Raw genomic sequence first — 19,537 nt, forward strand, 5'->3', positions numbered from 1 at the left:
CCGCCAGTTGCTTTAATCCATTCGCTCGTCTTTGCGAGCGCAGCGAAGCAATCCAGGTCAGATGTTGTAAGTAGCACTGTTCTGGATTGCTTCACCTTTACGGTGTAAAGGTTCGCAATGACGGGGTGTTTTAGCAAGCACTCCAGATACCGTAGCCTGGCTGCAAGCAAGCGGGGATTAAATCTTAGTTACCTAACCAGATCCCAGCTGCTAGCAGCCGGGCTACAAGGTCGCTTTGACCATGCAACAAAGCCACGCGGAGATGACAATACAGGAAAGCTGTATAAAGCATTATCGAATGATCATTTTTATATTACTAAACGAATGTCATCTGCCAAAATGAGCAGTCATTATACTGAATCTAAGTTAAAAAGCTCTCTTAAATAAATAGTTGAAACTATTTATTTTTTAAACCTTATCGTCTAAAAAAAATTAAGATAGTATAAGCAAATTCTAAATAATTGTGAGTTATAATGGCTGAGCCGGTAATTCATTGTCCAAGTTGTAAAAATGAAGTCAAGTTAACTGAATCATTAGCTGCGCCTTTAGTCGAATCAATAAAAAAACAATATCAATTAGAATTGGCTCAAAAAGATTTAGCTATCGCCAATCGCGAAGAAATTTATAAAAGGAAAGAAGAACAATTAAAAGAAGCACAAAAAAAGCTCAATGAACAGATCGAAACGCAAGTCCAAGAGCAACTCAAGAAGGAACGCAATATTGTTGCTGCTGAGGAAGCAAAAAAGGCAAGGCTTGCTTTAGGAAATGAATTAGAAAGTAAAGCAAGTGAGGTCATGGAGTTACAAGCTATTCTAAAAGCGCGGGAAGAAAAGCTCGCTGCTGCACAAAAAGTTCAAGCTGATTTGCTAAGACAGCAGCGCGAGCTTGAAGATGCTAAGCGCGAAATGGATTTGACGATAGAAAAAAGTATTCAAGAAGGTTTAGCTGAAATTAGAGAAAAAGCGAGACGTGAAGCTGAAGGGGCATTGCAACTTAAAGTACAAGAAAAAGAAGAGACAATTCTTGCCATGCAAAAGCAAATTGAGCAATTGAAACAAAAAGCTGAGCAAGGCTCGCAGCAATTACAAGGTGAAGTACAAGAATTAATGTTAGAAAACATGTTGCAGGCTAAATTTCCAACTGATGTAATTGAATCTGTGCCTAAAGGTGAATTTGGCGGCGATATTCTACAACGTGTGTTTGCTTTCAATGGCCAAGATTGTGGCACTATTTTATGGGAATCAAAGCGTACCAAACATTGGAATGAACAATGGCTCACGAAATTACGTGATGATCAACGTGCTGCCAAAGCTGAAATTTGTGTCATTGTCAGTCAGGCCTTGCCTGTAAATGTCGAAACATTTGAACAAATAGATGGCGTTTGGGTCACTCATCCCCGAGCAGCCTTTCCTGTTGCTATGGTGTTAAGACAAACACTTTTAGACATTGCTATGGTTCGTAAAGCATCAGAGGGTCAGCAAACTAAAACCGAACTAGTCTATCAGTATTTAACTGGTCCCCGTTTTCGCCAGCGCATTGAGGCGATTGTAGAAGCCTTTTCTGCCATGCAAACTGATTTAGATAAAGAGCGTAAAGCCATTCTTAAGCAATGGGCTAAGCGCCATGAACAAATTGAGCGCGTTATGCTAGCAACTGTTGGCATGTATGGCGATCTTCAAGGTATTGCAGGTAAATCACTGCAAGAAATAGCTGGTTTAGATTTTGCTGCTTTAGAAGACGATAAGACAGTAGAAGTGATTCTTTGATCATATAAAGAAGTATTTATAACCGTAGTTTGGGCCACTCGGCCCAACAAATGATTTCAATTCCAAGTTGTAGGTCGGGCCTTTGGCCTATAGCCGTCAGGCTAAGCAAATAGCTCTCTTAGAACCGTAGAAAATAATATGCTTAGAGTACTTACGGCCTCGCAGCAGAGGTAAGTTTGGGCGCTTTTTGGAACGTGGTTGTGCATGGATGCACAACATCGAGCCGCATGGACGGTTTTGGCGCTTCCAAAAAGTGCCCAAACTTACCTCTGCCTGCATCGATCTTGACTCTTGGCCGCTTAGCCTGACGGCCATGGGCCCTTGGCCCGACGCTTCGCTCTAATTATTTAAACGGATATCGACCTTTATTTTTTCGCTCCATTTTAGAATGTTCATGAGCTTTTCTCGCTTTTACTGCAGATGCTTTAGGCGCTTGTGTAGGAAGGCGATGGTTAGGTTCAAAATCATCGACCTCTATTCGTTTAAGGCGATGATTAATTACTTTTTCAATAGCTTGTAATTGTTTAAATTCATCAGCGCACACTAACGAGACAGCTAGGCCTTGATGACCCGCGCGCCCAGTACGGCCTATACGGTGTACGTAGTCATGAGGTACATCAGGTAAATCAAAATTAACCACTAAAGGCAATTGCTCAATGTCAATTCCCCGTGCTGCAATGTCTGTGGCAACCAAAATTTGTACTTTGCCATTTTTAAAATCATTCAGTGCTTTAATGCGTTGGGGCTGGCTTTTATTACCATGAATAGCTAACGCTGGAACATTGGCTGAAGTTAAACCTTTAACAAGCTTATTAGCGCCATGTTTGGTGCGCGAAAAAACAAGTGCTTGCTGCCAATTTTCTTTGTGAATTAAATGACAAAGTAGGGCTGTTTTTCGTGCTTTATCGACAGGGAAAATAATCTGATTGACCTTAACTGCAGTGGCATTACGAGTAGCTACCGAAACTTCAACGGGATTTACAAGCAATTTTTTCGCTAATTTTCGAATATCATCTGAAAAAGTGGCTGAAAATAATAAATTTTGTCGTACACGCGGCAGTAATGCAATAATCCGTTTAATATCGTGAATAAATCCCATATCCAACATGCGGTCTGCTTCATCTAAAACCAAGGTTTGAATATCGGTAAAATGAATGGCATTTTGCTGGTGTAGATCAAGTAGCCGACCTGGGGTAGCTACCAATATTTCAACACCTTCTTGTAATGCTGCTATTTGAGCGTTAATTTTAACGCCACCGTAAACGACTGCTGAGCGAAGCTTAAGGTGCTGGCTATATTGCACCACATTGGTATGTATTTGAATTGCTAGTTCACGCGTAGGTGTTAATATCAGAGCTTGTGCCTGCTTTGCTTTTGCCTGCGGCTTCTCGGTTAATTTTTGTAAAATTGGCAGAGTAAAGGCTGCCGTTTTTCCTGTACCAGTTTGTGCTGATGCTAACAAATCAACGCCTTTTAATATGAAAGGAATTGCTTTTTCTTGTATGGGTGAAGGTGTTTCATAGCCTTGTTCACGAATTGCGCGCAACAAAGGTTTTATTAAATTTAAATTTTCAAAACTCATGTAGTTTTCTCGTTTCAATCAGACATGTTCAATATAAATTAGTTCATAATCGCTCTTTCTAGCTCTTTACTTAAAAGGCATGGAAAGTAGCGTCGTAAGAATAATATCTAGTGGTTAATCATAAAATAGAAAGCAACTATTTAGTCGCTTTGAAGGTTTTTATAAGGGCTTTTCTCAAAGATAATTAAAGAACTTCAATGTCTTGTGGTCCATTTTGGCCTTGCTAAACCATTAAACCTTTTAAGAGATTTATTTGACCTGTCTTTTTATTAAAAGCTAATTATAACAAATTTTTAATGGTTTAAATAGTAGCATCTAGCTTGCTAGCACCGCTGACAGCTACTATTCATGCGATAGATAACTTTATTACCCAGCTTGGCATTAAGATTTTAAATTATATAAAATTCGTTTCGCTTCTTCAGTTAAAACAGGATCTACTTTTATATCTTGTGCTTTTTCATAAGCTCGCTGAACAGCGGGTCTTGCTTGTATTCTTAAAAACCATTGTTTTAAATTGGGAAAATCATCTAAATTTTGGCTTTGTTTTTCAAAGGGAACAATCCAAGGGTAACAAGCCATATCAGCAATGGAGTAATCACCGGTAATGTAATCACGATTTGTTAATTGTTTATTTAAAACCCCATACAAACGAGTTGTTTCACGGATGTAGCGTTCAATTGCATATTGCAGTTTATCGTCTTCTTTAAATTGGCTGAAGTGATGATTTTGGCCAGCCATAGGGCCTAAGCCTGCTACTTGCCAAAATAGCCATTGCAAGGCTTCATAACGAGAGTAAAGGTCTTGTGGTAAAAAATGGCCTGTCTTTTCTGCTAAATAAATTAAGATTGCACCGGATTCAAAGATAGCTAAAGGTTTTCCGTCTTTTATAACGTCATGATCAACGATAGCTGGCATGCGGTTATTAGGGGAAATTGATAAAAAATGCTCGCTAAACTGGTCACCTTTCGTAATGTCTATAGGCTTAATTTCATAGGGTATGCCGCATTCTTCTAAAAAAATGGTAATTTTATGTCCATTTGGCGTCGGCCAATAGTAAAGGTCTATCATCATTTTCCTTTTATTTTTGTATAAAAATTTGTCATCTATGAACTATAGTAAAAAGAACTTACATTGTTATCATTGATAATGACGTAAATGAGCAAATGTATCAAATTAATCATTAATAACTAAGGCTATTAATTAAGTAGCTAGCATGGTGAGATTAATTTTTATTGTTTTAGGAGGTTGTGATGCACTATCGAGCTAAACAAATAAATCAATCGGTATTTTGTGCTTACGATATACGCGGCATCATTGATGAAAATTTTGATGAGCATGCTTTTTACAGTATTGGTCGTGCTATTGGTTGCCGTTTACATGCTTTAAATCGTCAAAAAATAATTGTTGCTCGCGATGGTCGTTTAACAAGTATGGGTTTATCAGCGGCTTTAAAGCAAGGACTACTCGATAGTGGCATAACGACGATAGACATAGGTGAGGTGCCTACGCCAGTGATGTATTTTGCCACATTTAAGTATGGCGTTGATAGTGGGGTTATTGTAACGGGAAGTCATAATCCTGCCGATTATAATGGGATTAAGATTGTTTTAGCGGGTAAAACCTTAGTTCAAGAAGATATTAATATACTCTATAATCTTGTCTTAAATCAGACATTTATTAACGGCCAGGGTCAATCTGATTATTTGGATGTTGTTCCTGATTATATAGAGCGTATTCTTAACGATGTTGTATTAAGGCGCCGCTTAAAAGTGGTTGTTGATTGTGGCAATGGGGTAGCTGGCGGAATTATTCCACAACTTCTGCAAAAGCTAGGTTGCGAGGTTATCTCGCTTTATTGTGATGTCGATGGCCGTTTTCCTAATCATCATCCCGATCCATCCATTGAAGAAAACTTAGTAACGTTGCAACAAACCGTTCTCCAAAATCAAGCAGACATTGGGCTTGCGTTTGATGGGGATGCTGATCGATTGGGTGTGGTAACTAACACAGGTAAAGTAATTTGGCCTGATCGCTTAATGATGCTTTATGCTCGTCACCTTTTAAAATCTAAACCGGGCGCTACCATTGTTTATGATGTGAAATGCTCGTCGCATTTAACAGATGTGATTACCGCTGCTGGCGGACAGGCTCATATGTGTCCAACAGGACACTCAATTGTTAAAGGCGTAATGAAAAGTACGCAAGCAGCGCTAGCAGGTGAGATGAGCGGCCATCTTTTTTTTAAAGACAGATGGTATGGTTTTGATGATGCGCTGTATAGCGCTTGTCGTTTATTAGAAATAATTAGTGAGAATCCTTTATCAGCAGACGCGCAATTTCTTACAGTTCCTGATAGCGTAAATACGCCTGAGATTAAAATTCCTATTAGTAATAGTCAGAAATTTAACTTCATGCAACAATTTATTGAACATGCTGTATTTGATGCTATCAGAAAAATAAAGATTGATGGTTTGCGAGTTGAGTTTGAGCATGGTTGGGGGCTTATACGTGCTTCTAATACCACACCTTGTCTAGTCGCGCGTTTTGAAGCTCGAGACCACCTTAGTTTAAAAGCAATTCAGGAATTATTTAAGCAGCAATTGCATAGTATTGCAAAAGATCTTGTTATTCCTTTCTAGCAAGAATTGGGTTTAGATTAATAAATAAGAATATATAAAAGTAGTCTTCTATAGCCCTTTGTAAAGGGCCTCATAACGAGCTAACGTATTTTTGATATCATGCTGTGCTGCCATTTCAAAGCTTGCTTGGCCCATTTTTAAGCGTAATGCTTCCGATAAGTTCTTTATTATCTCTATTTTTTCAGCCAACTCAGAACTATTTCCTGGTTGAAAAAGGTAGCCATTTTTACCTTCTATAACTAAGTGAGGAAGCGCTAAAGCATCGGCTAAGATAACCGGTAAAGAAGCGGACATTGCTTCTAATGTTGCCAGGGATTGTAACTCGGCTGTGCTCGGCATACAAAATAGAGATGCTCGAAGATAGGCTTTACGTAAATCCTCTTCACTAATTACACCTAGAAATGCTACTTTATCAGCAATATTTAAGCTTTTTGCCAGGTTTTTTAATTTATCACAAATTTCGCCATCGCCTACTATTTCTAAATAGATATTTAAATGAGATGGTGACTTAGCAATAGCCTTAATGAGTATATCAATATGCTTTTCCTCAGCGATCCTGCCTACAAAAAGAACGATAAATTTATTATTTTTATCAATATACTCATTAGGCTTTAATTGATAGTGTTCTGAATTAATGCCGTTTGAAATAGTGATTATTGGTAAATTTAATTCCTTACTAACAGACTTTGCCGCTAAATCAGTAGGCATAGTAATAGTTTGAACTTTGCTTAATACATTACGCATATCATAAAATAAGTATCTAATTAGCAAATTAATCAGCCAATTTGGTAGCGGTAAATAAGGTATAATATTTTCTGGCACGACATGGACGGTGGCTATGATAGGTATCTGACGACGGTTAGATTCCTTGATAGCTAATCTACCAATTGTAAAATGACATTGAATATGTACTACATCCGGTTGCACTTGGTCAAAAATCTTTTTTACTTCTTTTTTAATTTGCCAAGGAAAACACATACGAAAAGTAGAGTGAGTCAGTATAGGGTGAGAACGTAAACGATATTCTGTGACGCCATGATTAGATGTGCTAAAACTTTTCCCTTTTTCACTAGCAGGCGCAATGACATAAACATCATGTCCTAACTGGCATAAGCCTTCTGCCAAACGTTGGCCAAAGCGTGCAGCGCCATTAATTTCCGGAGGATAAGTCTCAGCTACAATAATAATTTTTAATTTTTGCTTAGCAGTGCTAGACATTTTGTAAGTAGTTGGCTAAAAAACCTTATCTCTAAATATAGCTTATAATAATTATTATTTACCTACCTATCAGGATGCTTGATGATATTGCCTATAATTTTAGCAGGTGGTACTGGAAGTCGTCTTTGGCCCTTATCGAGAGAACTCTATCCCAAACAATTTTTAAAGCTTTTTGAAACACAAACTATGTTGCAAATGACGCTAGCCCGTTTACAAGGCTTAGAGCATAAGCCACCAGTTATTATTTGTAATGAGGAACATCGCTTTCTTGTTGCCGAGCAATTAAGGCAGGTAAATAGTGAGGGCTCAATTATTCTTGAGCCCTTTGGAAGAAATACTGCCCCAACGATTGCCATTGGCGCTTTATTAGCCTTAAAACAAGATGATGATCCTGTTTTACTGACTCTTCCAGCTGATCATATGATTAGCGATATAGATAAATTTCATCAGGCAGTCAATGAAGCGTTAGTTTATGCTAACCAAGGTAAATTAGTTGCTTTTGGGGTATCTCCAGATAAACCTGAAATAGGTTATGGTTATATTAAAGCTTCTAAAAATAACCAAGCAATGGCTATTGAGCAATTCATAGAAAAGCCTGATTTACAAACTGCGCAATCTTTTTTGCAAAGCGGAGATTACTATTGGAATAGTGGGATATTTATGTTCCGCGCTAGTGTTTATTTAAATGAGTTACAACAATATAGAAGCGACATTTATGCAAGTTGTGTAGAAGCAGTTAATCATGGGCATAAAAATAATGGGTATATTTATATTAGTAAAGAGCATTTTTTAGAATGCCCAAGTCAGTCAATAGATTATGCCGTAATGGAAAAAACTACTCACGGTGTTGTTGTTCCTTTAAATGCTAATTGGTCAGATGTAGGCTCGTGGTGTTCAATTTGGGACATTTCGCAAAAAGATTTACAAAATAATGTACAACTCGGGGGGGATGTTGTGCATTTTGATAGTTCTAATAATTTAGTCAATAGCGAAGATAAATTAGTCGTAACGATGGGGCTTAAGGACACCATCATCATTAATACTAAAGATGTCTTACTTGTGGCGACCAAAGATAATGTGCAAAAAATTAAGCAGGTAGTTGAGGAGCTTAATAAAAAGGAGCGTAAAGAAGTTAAAATACACCGCGAAGTGCATCGACCATGGGGAAAATTTGATTCACTTGAGAATGGGAAACGTTATCAAGTAAAACATCTAACCATCTTACCAGGTCAAAAGATTTCTACACAAATGCACCATCATCGCGCTGAGCACTGGATAATCGTCTCAGGCTCCGCTTTAATTACTAAAGGCGAAGATACTTTTTTATTAACTGAAAATGAATCCACCTATATTCCAGTAGGTAAAGTACATACTTTGGAAAATCCGGGAATTATTCCTCTGGAAGTGATTGAGGTGCAAACAGGGTCTTACTTAGGAGAAGATGATATCGTTCGCTTTGAAGACCGGTATGGACGTGATACTTCCGAAGATGATTCGCCAGAGCTCTTAGAGCCGCAAGATAATAACATTAAATAATGTTATTTAATGTAAGCTTTAAAAGGGAAAATAATATGGCAAAGTCTGTACTTCAGGCAAAATATGATAGAAATTCACTTTTTTATTTAAAGCTATTGCTTTTGTTAGTGATTCTACAATTAGTTGCCTGCTCCCGTCCCTCTAAGCCTGTGATATCAGGGTATGTGGAAGGCCAGTATATTTATATCTCTACCTTATCTGCAGGTACCTTAAAATCATTACAAGTTACGCCTGGCATGCAGATTAAAAAAAATCAGGTGCTATTTACCTTAGAGCCGTTACTTACTGATGAAAATTTAACAATCGCGAAAGCTCGCGTTCAAGCTGCACTTATTGAAATAAAAAAGGCTGAAACACGCTACAAATTATTAGAAACTAATAAGAATAGAAATGCGCTTTTATTGAAAAAAGATATTATTTCTAAAGAAGTGTTTGAACAGAGTGTGATGGAATATCAGCAAGCTTTGGAGGATAAGAATAATGCATTAGCAAATCTTACTTCATTTAAAGCAGAAGAGAAAAAGGCGCATTGGGAAATACAACAGAAAACAGTTAGCGCGCCTAAAGATGGTATTGTTTTCGATACCTACTATGCGGCTGGAGAAAATATACAAGCAGGTTCACCTATATTATCTTTACTTGAGCCAGCTCAAATTAAAATTGTATTTTTTGTTCCTGAAATATTATTAGGTAAGCTACGTATTAATCAGCCAATCAAGGTGCATTATGACGGCGCTCAAGCGCCCATCGACGCTAAAATTACTTATATTTCACCTAAGGCTTCTTATAATCCGCCGATGATTTATAGTACTGAAGAAAGACAACGATTAGTGTTTCGTATTGAAGCGTCACCTGTGTTAAAAACAAAAATAACAGCTCATCCAGGGCAACCTGTTTCTATTGATTTATGAATTAGGACAATTAATGGAAAAAACCAATTTAATTATTGATGCCAATAATTTATACAAAAGTTTTTCTAATGTTCCTACCATTAAAAATGTCAGCATTAAGGTTGAGTATGGTGAAATTTTCGGTTTTTTAGGGCCTAATGGCTCTGGAAAAACCACAATTATTAGAATGTTATGTGGCTTATTAACGCCAGACGCAGGTTCTGGCACCTTTATGAATTACGACATTCTTACCGAAATAAATGCTATAAAAAAACACATAGGCTATGTCCCGCAGTTTTTTAGCTTATATAAACAATTAACAGTGTATCAAAATATTCTACTGACTGCAGAGTTATACAGTGTTCCGCATCGTTATGAACGTGTTGAGCAGGTGATACAACAATTAGGGCTATCTAGTGTGCGTAATCAATTGTCAGGAACGCTTTCAGGCGGCTGGAAGCAAAGATTAGCATTAGCAGCAGCAATTGTTCATGAACCGCTCCTCTTATTGTTAGATGAGCCTACTGCCAATGTGGATCCAGAGTCTAGCCAACGGTTTTGGCGCCTTATGCATCATTTATCCTCGGAAGGTATGACCATTTTACTAAGCTCGCATAATATGAATGAAGTACAGCACTGCAATCAAATTGCTTATATTTGCGAAGGGCAGGTAATTGTGCAGGGTAAGATAAATGAAATTATTAAGCATTTAAACCTTACAACCTGGGAAGTTCAGGGACCAAATATTATTAATTTAGCCAAAGAGCTTGAAGTGATTCCGGGCATTGAACAAATCAACGTTTATTTTAATAGACTCCATATCAGTGGGAAAGACTCGCATGCTCTCGCGCAGGCGATTAATCCCTATATGAAAGACCCACAGCTAGTATGGACTAAAATTACGCCTGAGCTGGAAGACGCTTTTATTTGGTTAGCTAAATATTAAGTTGAGTCAAGTGCATTAATAAGATAAATTAAATTAATCAGGAATTTAGTTACTATTGTTCTTAGCGCTGTAGAGCATTAATTTTATTAAAAATTAACCGTAAGAGTCTAAATGTCTAAAATTAATAATATGGCGTTACGCTTTTTCGCAATTCAGAAAAAAGAATTCATTGTCATGATGCGCGAAAAAAGAACTTATTTTTTCCTCGTTTTAATTCCTTTAATTCAAGTCGTTTTATTTGGATTTATCATTAATAGTGACGCGAAAAACCTCCCTACGGTCGTAGTAACTCAAGATACATCCCCCTTTGTTAATAGCATTGTTCATTCGTTTATTAATTCAGGCTATTTTAAAATATTACCTTTTAGTGGTAATGCCAAAGAAGCAGAAAATTTGATGGCGGCAGGAAAGGTAAAATTTATTATTTATATTCCTGAGCATTTTTCGCGAGATTTAGTCAATAATAAGCAACCCCATTTGTTATTAGAAGGTGATGCCAGTGATCCTATGGTCGTAGGTAATGCTTTTGCTGCTGCTAATATTATTGCAAGCGAGGCGCTTAACAGAGATGCTGTAGGGCATTTAAGTTATCTTGCTAGTAAAGAGCCAAGTTTTATTATTGACAGGCATGCTAAATATAATCCTGCTGCCAAAGCACAATTCCATACGCTGCCGGGTTTACTGGCTTCTATCACTACCATCTCATTAACCATGTTAACGGCAATCTCCATTATTAGCGAGTATGAGGCAGGTAATATGGAAATGTTGTTAATCTCGCCTATTCACCCTTTGGAAGTCATTTTTGGTAAAATTTTCCCTAATCTTATATTAGGCTATATCTTATTTTATTTAATTTTAATTATTACCCGATGGTTATTCCATGTGCCATTTCATGGCAGCCTATTACTCCTGTCGATAGTCGTTTTTCCTTTTTTTATCGCGAACTTAGGTATAGGAATAATAACGTCAGCCATATCAAAAACCCAATTTCAGGCAGCAAATATTGCCAGTACCTATGCGCTACCGGCCATTTTATTTTCAGGGTTTATGTTTCCTTTTGCAGCCATGCCTTATTGGGCGCAGTGGTTAGGTAATTTACTACCGCCTACCTATTTTTTGCGAATTACCAGTAACATCATGTTAAAAGATGCTAATTTAAAAGCTATTTGGCCGGATTTTTGGCCTATTTTACTGTTTGCTTGCATTGTTATTGTTGTTGGTGATCGCTTGTATCGGCAAACGTTAGACTAGTCGTATTGTAGTTAGTAGGAGAGAAATATAGCCTTTCAAAGGCATTGAGTGTTTCACCCATACTGTGCTTTTTAGCTATTTCTAAGCTAGCTTTACCCATTGCCATTCGTTCTTCTTCTGAAAGCTGTACCATTTTACTGATTTTATCAGCTAACTCTGTACTGTCATCAGGGGAAAATAAATAGCCATTTTTGTTATCATTAATAAGATGTGGTAGGGCCATTGCATTTGCTAATATGACAGGCTTCGCTGCAGCCATGGCTTCTAATGTTGCAATTGATTGCAATTCTACTGTTCCTGGCATGCAAAATAAAGTGGCAGATAAATAGGCTTCTCGAAGCGTGTTTTCACTAACATGTCCTAAAAAATGGACCCTATCGGCGATATTTAATATTTTCGCTTCTTGTTCGAGCGTATGACGTATTAAACCGTCGCCAACAATGACTAAATTGATATTTAAATGACTTGGAGTTTGGGCAATTGCTTTTATTAGGACGCTAATGCATTTATCGGGATCAAGGCGTCCTACGAAAAGAACAGTGGGGTATGGCGGTCTAGGTATCTCTTCATTGGGTAATACCTGGTACTGAGCTAGATCTATCCCATTTGAAATAGCAATCACTTCTTTCAAGGACGTGTTTGTTTGTAACGATTCAGCTGCCAAGGGCGATGGTGTTGTGACTACGTTTGCCTGGCTAAACACTTTGCCGATGTCACGCCAAGAATAATTGGCAATTTTATTTCTAAGCCATGAAGGAAGTGGTAAAAAAGGAGACAAGCATTCTGGAACAAAGTGATTAGTCGCAATTAAACGCAAATTTCGTTTTACAGCTTCTTTAATCGTAACTCGGCCAATGATGTAATGACATTGTGCATGAACAACGTCTGGCTTAATTGAATCAAACAGAGCAGCGATGTCTTTTTTTATTTCCCATGGGAAACAAATCCGATATGTTTTATGGGTTGGTACGGCATGAGAGCGTAACCGATGCTCGGTGATATTTTCTGATTTTATTGTGTAGCTTTTACCTTTTTTATAGGATGGCGCTAGGACGTGTACTTCATAATTTCTTGCACTCAATCCTTTAGCTAAACGATAGCTAAAGTGAGCAGAGCCATTAATATCAGGAAGATAAGTATCGGCCGCAATAATGATTTTTTTCTTATTAATATTAATAGGTTCCTTAGCCATAATGAGTTGATTCCTCTAAAAAGTCCTTTATTTTCTTTGCTACAGCCTCAGGTGCTTCATAGTGTAAAAGATGGCCATAGCTGGGAATAATATGTAATTTAATATTAGGCGATAAATTAGCTAATTTTCTTTGTTTAGAAGGAGAAGAAATGTTATCTTTTTCAGCAGCAATAATTAGACACGGGGTAGAAATATCTTTGGCGTATTGACTTACTGAATGGTTTTTAATCATTTGAAAGGTATGTAATATTGTCTTTTTTGAGGCGATATTAGTAAAGTGTTGATCATGCTGGCCATGTATCCATTTTTTTACTTTTTTGTTTTTGGTTTTAATCATGGCTTTACTCATGGCTTTGACGATGAATTTGCTTTGCAATAAATTCAAGCCTGAGCGCTCAGGTAAAATGCCTGCAAGCCAGTAATAAAATACTGTTAATTGTGCTATAGGGTTGTAACGAGGCAGAGTTTCTGCAAGTGGATTGACTAAAATAACTTGGTCAACAGGTAAACTTAACGCCAGCGCAGCTGAGACAATCAGTGTACCAAAAGAATGGCCAAAAATAATTACTTTACCCTGATTATGGATGTGCAGAATAAATTGTTGTAGCCAGTGAGTATAAGCATGGTTATGATGTTCAACGAAGGGTTCCGATAAGCCAAAGCCAGGTAAGTCAGGGACTATAACTCGGTATTCATTAAGCGCTTCGGCAATTAATTCAAGGCCATGATGATCACCGCGGAACCCATGGATAAGCACCAGGGTTGTGTCGGCATGAGGGTTACCATAAGTCCAATAATATGTTTTAGTTTGAAAGATAGTGACAGAATCTTTTTGGGGCAAAATAGACGAAGAAGACAGCATCTCTTTACAACTCACATATTTATAACAATAAGTATAACATTAGTACATTTTAAGTGTTATATGAAAAATTAATTAGCTAAATGATCAAATAAATTGGCGTTTTATAAAATAATTTAATAAGTTAATTGCTAAAAATTAAGAGGTTAAAGGCAATAAATTCGATAAAAATCACAATTTTTTTATCCAAGTGTTTTTTAATGCTTAAAACGATTTATAGGCCTATTAAAGGCTAAATTAAGCCTGACATTGCGATAAAAATGCTGTATCAAGGACGTTATAAATGAAAAAGATTTCTTTACTTGTGCTTTATTTTTGCTTAACCAGTTCCAGTTGGGCAGTTAACTTATTGGAAGTATTTCAGGATGCTTTGGAAAATGATCCTCAATACCAAGAAGAGATGATCAAAACTCAAATCTCGCTCAATGATATAAGAATTAGTGCCTCTACCTTATTGCCTCATGTCGGTTTTACAGCACAACCATTGACTGATAATCAGACTAGCGAGGGCGCTATTACTGCTAATGGGCTGCAGCCTGCTAATAATGTGTATCGAGTGATGGACATGAGATTGAGTGTCGCTCAACCCGTTTTTAATATGAGAAATTTTTTACGTCTATCTGCTGCTAAATTATCTCACCAAGCTGCGTGTGCGCATTTAAATGCCGAGTTTCAAAATCTCATGTTAAAGGTTGTCAAAGCTTATTTTAACACCTTGTTTTATGAGAATAATTTAATCTATTATGATCTACATAAAAGAACCATGGCAAAACAGCTGCGGCAAGTACAAGAAAGGCATCGATTAGGAAAAGCTAATGGCAGAGATGTAAGTAATGCTCAATCTGCATTGAGCGTTGCTGAATCTGATTACATTGATATGCAAATGCAATTAATGGATAGGCAGCAGGAATTAGCTCAAATCACTAATCATGATTATACCCATCTTAGTTTTTTAAATGATAGTTTTCCTTTGCTTTCTCCTCAACCCTCAAATCTTAAGGTGTGGATTGCCATTGCTTTAAAGCAAAACTGGACGATTAAAACCAATCAATTGCTTGTGAGGGTCGCGAAAGAACGAGTTAAACAACAGTTTGCCGGCCATCTACCAGTCATTAATGCCTACATAGATTATGATAGTCAAAATTTTCATGCCAAAAAGGGAAGTTTAATTGTTGCTCAAGGTTCAAGTAGTCAGAAGAATATGGCTGCTTACTTAAACCTAACTGTGCCTATTTATTCGGGCGGCTTAATTACCGCAACAACGAAGAAATTTTATAATATGGCCAAAATGGATAGATTAAGGCTTGATTTTTCCCTACGTGAAACTGTTTTAATGGTTAAGCAAAACTACATGAGGATTTTAGCTGACCTACAGCGAATAAAAAATGACAAACAAGCCATCTTAAGTGCTAAAAAATTACTGCGCGCCTCTCAAGAGCAATATGAACTTGGTAGTGGAAATATAATGGATGTCATTCAACAACAAAATCAATTAATTCGTACACAAATAAATTATAACCGCGATAAATATAACTATATCATCGAGTTGTTAAGTCTTAAAAAAGCAGCTGGGACCTTATCTATTGAGGATCTTAAGGTAGTAAATTGTTGGTTAAAAAATAACGCAAAGTATCAGATAATGCTTAAAAAACCTTGATTTAATACTAAAATAGGGAGTTTTTTTGATCTTAAATTAAATTTATTATTTAAATAAATATCTTTCATTTTTACACAAAACTGATTTTAACTACTACACTGTTTTATAAGTGTGGAGGTTAGATGTTTAATAAGTATCCAAAGATTGAATACCAACATTTATGTGACATACTCGCTTACCGCAATACGCACAACCCCGAAAGCATTGCCTATCGTTTTTTAGGGCCTGATGAGCAAGAGGAATTATTAACCTCAGGGGAATTATTTATTGAAGTTGCGAAGCTTGCTAATTTGCTTTTAGAGTATGCCAAACCAGGTGACCGGGTTATTTTAGCAGCACAACCTGGGTTAGAGTACATTATTGGCTTTTTTGCCTGCTTACGCGCTGGGATGATCGCGGTACCTGTTTTTCCGCCAGCTAATCCACAAATGGCCTCTCGTTTGTTACATATCATTGCTGATGCCAAGCCGAGCTTGATTTTAGGCGATAAGCCCGTTGTAAGCTCACTTAAAAAAGGTCAGCTAGCAACGCGCTTTTTACCCAATCGCCTAGGTAAGCTGATGGGTTTATCAGGTGAACTCGCAAGTTTATTTGACGTTTTTAAGCAACAGCAGTTGCCAGTGATTGCGACTAGCCAGCGCAAGCACTACACCACGACCTTACCGCCGGTAACCATTGGCGCAGGCACCATTGCATTTTTGCAATACACTTCAGGCTCAACGGATAATCCCAAAGGGGTGGTGTTAACGCATAAAAATTTATTAGCCAACTTCGCGATCATGAAGCAGGCCACACGGCAAACCCCAGAAAGCCATATTTATTCTTGGCTGCCGCCTTATCATGACATGGGACTCATTGGCAGTATCTTAGAGCCGCTTTACGCTAACATCATGACCACTTTTATGTCGCCGCAGGATTTTATTAAGGATCCAGTCAGGTGGGTTAAGCATATATCTAAGTACCGCTGCACAATTACCAGTGGCCCTAACTTTGCCTATGAACTTTGTGCAAGGCGCGTCTCAGAGGCAGTGCTGGCTACTTTGGATTTAAGTTGCTTGGATGTGGCTGTTAATGGGGCAGAACCGGTCTCAGCTAAAACATTGGCGCTCTTTTATGACACGTTTAAACAGGCAGGTTTAAAGCAAAGTGCGTTATTTCCTTGCTACGGCTTAGCAGAAGCCACGTTAATGGTGACTGCGGAAGCGGACTTTTCCCCAAAAAAAGTGATTCAGGTTTCTTTGCAAGATTTAAGTGCGCATCGGGTTGTCTTAGAAGAAAAATCAGCCACCCGTGTGGAGTTGGTGAGCTCTGGTAAAGCTCATTTGGATGTAGCCATTGTTGACCCTAACACCCAAACACGCTGCCGAAGTGATGAAGTAGGTGAAATTTGGGTGCATGGGGACTCGGTTGCCCAAGGGTATTATCGGAATGAACAAGAAACGCACAAGATTTTTAAAAATCGAATTAAAGACAGCAATGACCCTAAGGAGTACCTAAAAACCGGTGATTTAGGCTTTTTTCATGATAATCATTTATTCGTTTGCGGACGCGTTAAAGATTTAATCATCATCAATGGCCAAAACTATTACCCCCAAGATTTAGAAAAAGTGGTCGCCCATGCCAATGCCCACATTAAAAAAGGCAATGTCATTGCCTTTGCGAAACCAGGTCAGGTCACCGAGCGCTTAGTGATTGTGGCAGAGTTAAAAGGACCGGCCGATGAGGAGGTGTATCAAGCCATTATTACTGACATACAAAAAGCGCTATCAGCGGCGTTCTACCTCACCGCGCAATGTATTTATTTAATGCCTAAGCGCAGCATCCCTAAAACCACCAGTGGCAAATTACAGCGGCGCAAGTGTGCTGAATTAATTGCCGATGATAAAATAAAAGCGCTTTTTACTTATTGTGCTACAGAAGAAAGCCAACCTTCTGACCAACAAGCCAGTGCCACGTGGCTTCAAGCCCTTTTAAATACCCCTGAAGCGCTGCGACAAGACAAGCTTATTGCTGAGCTACAACAGCTGCTTGCCCAAGTGCTTAATTTACCGAACTCGCAAGATATTGATCCCAAAATGAGTTTATTTGAATTAGGGATTGATTCCTTAACTGCTGCAACATTAAATGAAAGGTTAAAAGAAAGACTATTAATTAATTTAAGTTTAAACGAACTATTTAAAAATCATACCTTAGTTAATTTAAGTCATTATCTATTAAGTAAGATACCAGCAACTGTTAAATTACCAGCGGTGAACGCTTCTATTTTACCGCTTGATAGCAACCAAAAATACCCATGCTCTTTTACACAAGAATCGATTTTAAAACATTATTCTATAAATAAAGAAGTGGCAAAATATAATCTATACACCTCCGTTCTATTAGATAAACAGGTCAGTCATGATGCAATAATTGAAAAAATTAGAGCGTTCATCACTAGCCATGACTCCCTGGCTATAAAATTTGTTAAAGACCATGATACTTATCAACTGTTTTACTCAAAGCAATTAGATGACGCCTGCATTTACTCGTTTAAATTAGCTAATAATCTTGATGCCCGAGATAAGGCTTTTCAAGAACAAGTACTGACTCAATTTGATTTACTAGGTGGCTTATTATTTCGATTTGTAATTTTTGAGTATGATTCAGGTGAGCATGAGATACTTTTTGTAGTAAATCATATTATATCTGACGTCTATTCCTTAATAGTAGCCCAGCAAGAATTAATCAATTCTGGCGGCATGAAAAAGCAGTTAGCCCAGGCCGAATTTAATATCGCCGAGCGATCACTTTATAGCCGGGATAATAGTGATGTTTACCAGTTAAAAGACTATGGGTTGCGCAGATTAGCTAGCCTGAAACCTATAAAGCTACATACACAGTCTAAAACAAAGAATGAATTGTTTAAGACGCAGACATTTAAATTATGCCCTACAAATACCATGCATACGCTCATGAATCAGTTTCACACCACCGGTTTTAGTGTATGCGTCGCTTTAATGAGCCTGTTACTAAATGCTCTGTCTCTAAATGAAAAAATTCAATTATTAATTCCGTTGAGTAAACGGAAATCTCACAATGATAGCCAAGGTTTGTTTGCGACTAATTTGCTAATTTGTCCATCCATTGACTGGAATATTGGTTTTAAACACTTATGTACGGCTACTCAAGATGAAATGCTTGCTATGCAAGAAAACTACTATCCACTTGAAGAGCTGCTGTCTGACTTAGTAATGACTAAGGGAATTAATATCAATCTACCGGTTGTAATAGGTTATCTAGGTGATTTTTCTGACTCATTCTCACAATTAGCAAATATTGGCGCTACTAGTATGGGCCTTGAATTAATGATTTATTACGCCATTGATCATAATAATCAGTGGACGATGCATATTAACTACGTAGAGGGAAATTTTTCATCCGTACTTATCAACGAAATAGGTATGTGTTTTAGGAAAATGTTAACTCAAGCCATTGATACCCCAAAGTTATTAACCTATGAGTTATATTCTAAATTTTCAAATAATAAAGCATTGCATGACTATGCGGAGTCACTGCATTCTTCTGCAATTACCGTAAAGACAAACATGGAAGGCGACATTCTAAGTGATGCATTGCATTTATTTTTTGAAACTTATCCATCCATTCATTTAACTGTTAATAAGGGGTCTAAAAATGACGCGTTGTTTAGATTGAGTAGCCTAGATAAACGCTTGGTTCAAGTAGTCATTATAGATGCTAATAGTTATGCGAAATCGGAAAACCTATCTGATGAGGAAGGCTTATTAAAACTTATAGACCAGATAAATCATTTATTTGTTGATGATAATCAGTTTTCACCAGTTATTGTTGGAATCATGGGTAGTCAAGTTTTAGATACAAATGCCTTTAAAAATAAACATAGCATTTTCCTGCAAGCATTAGACTCAAGCCAATATGAATTAAATTTAATTGAACTAATAAAAAAAATAACACCTCAAATTGTAAATAAAATATCCTAACAT

13 protein-coding genes are annotated in these 19,537 nt (G+C 37.4%); 8 read left to right on the forward strand and 5 right to left on the reverse strand.

Annotation, left to right across the window (positions count from 1 at the left end):
* Nucleotides 1-473 precede the first annotated feature (473 nt).
* The gene (locus tag DYE47_RS06320) at nucleotides 474-1,766 is read left to right on the forward strand and encodes a DUF2130 domain-containing protein (RefSeq protein WP_115302459.1); all 1,293 of its coding nucleotides are present in this window, start codon (nucleotides 474-476) and stop codon (nucleotides 1,764-1,766) included.
* 343 nt (nucleotides 1,767-2,109) lie between these two features.
* On the opposite strand, the gene DYE47_RS06325 is transcribed toward DYE47_RS06320, so the two are convergent.
* Together DYE47_RS06325 and DYE47_RS06330 are read right to left on the reverse strand one after the other, a co-directional pair.
* Entirely contained in the window at nucleotides 2,110-3,348 is a 1,239-nt protein-coding gene (locus tag DYE47_RS06325) for a DEAD/DEAH box helicase (RefSeq protein ID WP_115302460.1), read from the reverse strand.
* A 381-nt stretch (nucleotides 3,349-3,729) separates the two neighbouring features.
* A complete protein-coding gene (locus tag DYE47_RS06330; RefSeq protein WP_242604168.1) occupies nucleotides 3,730-4,419 on the reverse strand; it encodes a glutathione S-transferase N-terminal domain-containing protein in 690 nt (229 codons plus the stop codon).
* 179 nt (nucleotides 4,420-4,598) lie between these two features.
* Between DYE47_RS06330 and DYE47_RS06335 the strand changes: the two genes are divergently transcribed.
* Nucleotides 4,599-5,987 (forward strand): phosphomannomutase/phosphoglucomutase, encoded by a 1,389-nt coding sequence (locus tag DYE47_RS06335; protein ID WP_115302462.1) that lies wholly within the window; start codon nucleotides 4,599-4,601, stop codon nucleotides 5,985-5,987.
* 48 nt (nucleotides 5,988-6,035) lie between these two features.
* On the opposite strand, the gene DYE47_RS06340 is transcribed toward DYE47_RS06335, so the two are convergent.
* Nucleotides 6,036-7,205: a glycosyltransferase gene (locus tag DYE47_RS06340; protein WP_115302463.1), complete on the reverse strand. Its 1,170-nt coding sequence runs from the start codon at nucleotides 7,203-7,205 to the stop codon at nucleotides 6,036-6,038.
* A gap of 81 nt (nucleotides 7,206-7,286) precedes the next feature.
* Here DYE47_RS06340 and DYE47_RS06345 point away from each other — a divergent pair, with 81 nt between their 5' ends.
* The 4 genes from DYE47_RS06345 to DYE47_RS06360 all read left to right on the forward strand — a co-directional run bounded on the left by DYE47_RS06345 (nucleotide 7,287) and on the right by DYE47_RS06360 (nucleotide 11,828).
* Nucleotides 7,287-8,741 carry a mannose-1-phosphate guanylyltransferase/mannose-6-phosphate isomerase gene (locus tag DYE47_RS06345; protein ID WP_115302464.1) on the forward strand — a complete coding sequence of 485 codons (1,455 nt, stop codon included), beginning with the start codon at nucleotides 7,287-7,289 and terminating at the stop codon, nucleotides 8,739-8,741.
* 35 nt (nucleotides 8,742-8,776) lie between these two features.
* Nucleotides 8,777-9,652 (forward strand): HlyD family secretion protein, encoded by an 876-nt coding sequence (locus DYE47_RS06350; RefSeq protein ID WP_160149860.1) that lies wholly within the window; start codon nucleotides 8,777-8,779, stop codon nucleotides 9,650-9,652.
* Nucleotides 9,653-9,665: 13 nt separating this feature from the next.
* Nucleotides 9,666-10,577, forward strand: a complete 912-nt coding sequence (locus DYE47_RS06355) for an ABC transporter ATP-binding protein (protein ID WP_115302466.1) — start codon at nucleotides 9,666-9,668, stop codon at nucleotides 10,575-10,577.
* A 111-nt stretch (nucleotides 10,578-10,688) separates the two neighbouring features.
* Nucleotides 10,689-11,828 carry an ABC transporter permease gene (locus DYE47_RS06360; RefSeq protein WP_115302467.1) on the forward strand — a complete coding sequence of 380 codons (1,140 nt, stop codon included), beginning with the start codon at nucleotides 10,689-10,691 and terminating at the stop codon, nucleotides 11,826-11,828.
* Here DYE47_RS06360 and DYE47_RS06365 read toward each other — a convergent pair.
* Both DYE47_RS06365 and DYE47_RS06370 read right to left on the reverse strand, forming a co-directional pair.
* Complete coding sequence (locus tag DYE47_RS06365; RefSeq protein ID WP_115302468.1) at nucleotides 11,785-13,020, reverse strand: glycosyltransferase; 1,236 nt, start codon at nucleotides 13,018-13,020, stop codon at nucleotides 11,785-11,787. The genes DYE47_RS06360 and DYE47_RS06365 overlap by 44 nt on opposite strands.
* Nucleotides 13,013-13,882: an alpha/beta fold hydrolase gene (locus tag DYE47_RS06370; protein ID WP_115302469.1), complete on the reverse strand. Its 870-nt coding sequence runs from the start codon at nucleotides 13,880-13,882 to the stop codon at nucleotides 13,013-13,015. Before DYE47_RS06370 ends, DYE47_RS06365 begins: the two co-directional genes overlap by 8 nt.
* A gap of 280 nt (nucleotides 13,883-14,162) precedes the next feature.
* On the opposite strand from DYE47_RS06370, the gene DYE47_RS06375 reads away from it, so the two are divergent.
* Together DYE47_RS06375 and DYE47_RS06380 are read left to right on the forward strand one after the other, a co-directional pair.
* Complete coding sequence (locus DYE47_RS06375; RefSeq protein WP_115302470.1) at nucleotides 14,163-15,536, forward strand: TolC family protein; 1,374 nt, start codon at nucleotides 14,163-14,165, stop codon at nucleotides 15,534-15,536.
* A 122-nt stretch (nucleotides 15,537-15,658) separates the two neighbouring features.
* Nucleotides 15,659-19,534 (forward strand): AMP-binding protein, encoded by a 3,876-nt coding sequence (locus DYE47_RS06380; protein WP_115302471.1) that lies wholly within the window; start codon nucleotides 15,659-15,661, stop codon nucleotides 19,532-19,534.
* The last annotated feature ends 3 nt before the right edge of the window (nucleotides 19,535-19,537 follow it).

Origin of the sequence: Legionella beliardensis (assembly GCF_900452395.1) — a bacterium.
GTDB lineage: Bacteria > Pseudomonadota > Gammaproteobacteria > Legionellales > Legionellaceae > Legionella_C > Legionella_C beliardensis.

Coding starts and splice junctions, on each gene's coding strand:
- DYE47_RS06320 (WP_115302459.1), top strand. CDS start 474: ATGGCTGAGCCGGTAATTCATTGTCCAAGTTGTAAAAATGAAGTCAAG.
- DYE47_RS06325 (WP_115302460.1), bottom strand. CDS start 3,348: ATGAGTTTTGAAAATTTAAATTTAATAAAACCTTTGTTGCGCGCAATT.
- DYE47_RS06330 (WP_242604168.1), bottom strand. CDS start 4,419: ATGATGATAGACCTTTACTATTGGCCGACGCCAAATGGACATAAAATT.
- DYE47_RS06335 (WP_115302462.1), top strand. CDS start 4,599: ATGCACTATCGAGCTAAACAAATAAATCAATCGGTATTTTGTGCTTAC.
- DYE47_RS06340 (WP_115302463.1), bottom strand. CDS start 7,205: ATGTCTAGCACTGCTAAGCAAAAATTAAAAATTATTATTGTAGCTGAG.
- DYE47_RS06345 (WP_115302464.1), top strand. CDS start 7,287: ATGATATTGCCTATAATTTTAGCAGGTGGTACTGGAAGTCGTCTTTGG.
- DYE47_RS06350 (WP_160149860.1), top strand. CDS start 8,777: ATGGCAAAGTCTGTACTTCAGGCAAAATATGATAGAAATTCACTTTTT.
- DYE47_RS06355 (WP_115302466.1), top strand. CDS start 9,666: ATGGAAAAAACCAATTTAATTATTGATGCCAATAATTTATACAAAAGT.
- DYE47_RS06360 (WP_115302467.1), top strand. CDS start 10,689: ATGTCTAAAATTAATAATATGGCGTTACGCTTTTTCGCAATTCAGAAA.
- DYE47_RS06365 (WP_115302468.1), bottom strand. CDS start 13,020: ATGGCTAAGGAACCTATTAATATTAATAAGAAAAAAATCATTATTGCG.
- DYE47_RS06370 (WP_115302469.1), bottom strand. CDS start 13,882: ATGCTGTCTTCTTCGTCTATTTTGCCCCAAAAAGATTCTGTCACTATC.
- DYE47_RS06375 (WP_115302470.1), top strand. CDS start 14,163: ATGAAAAAGATTTCTTTACTTGTGCTTTATTTTTGCTTAACCAGTTCC.
- DYE47_RS06380 (WP_115302471.1), top strand. CDS start 15,659: ATGTTTAATAAGTATCCAAAGATTGAATACCAACATTTATGTGACATA.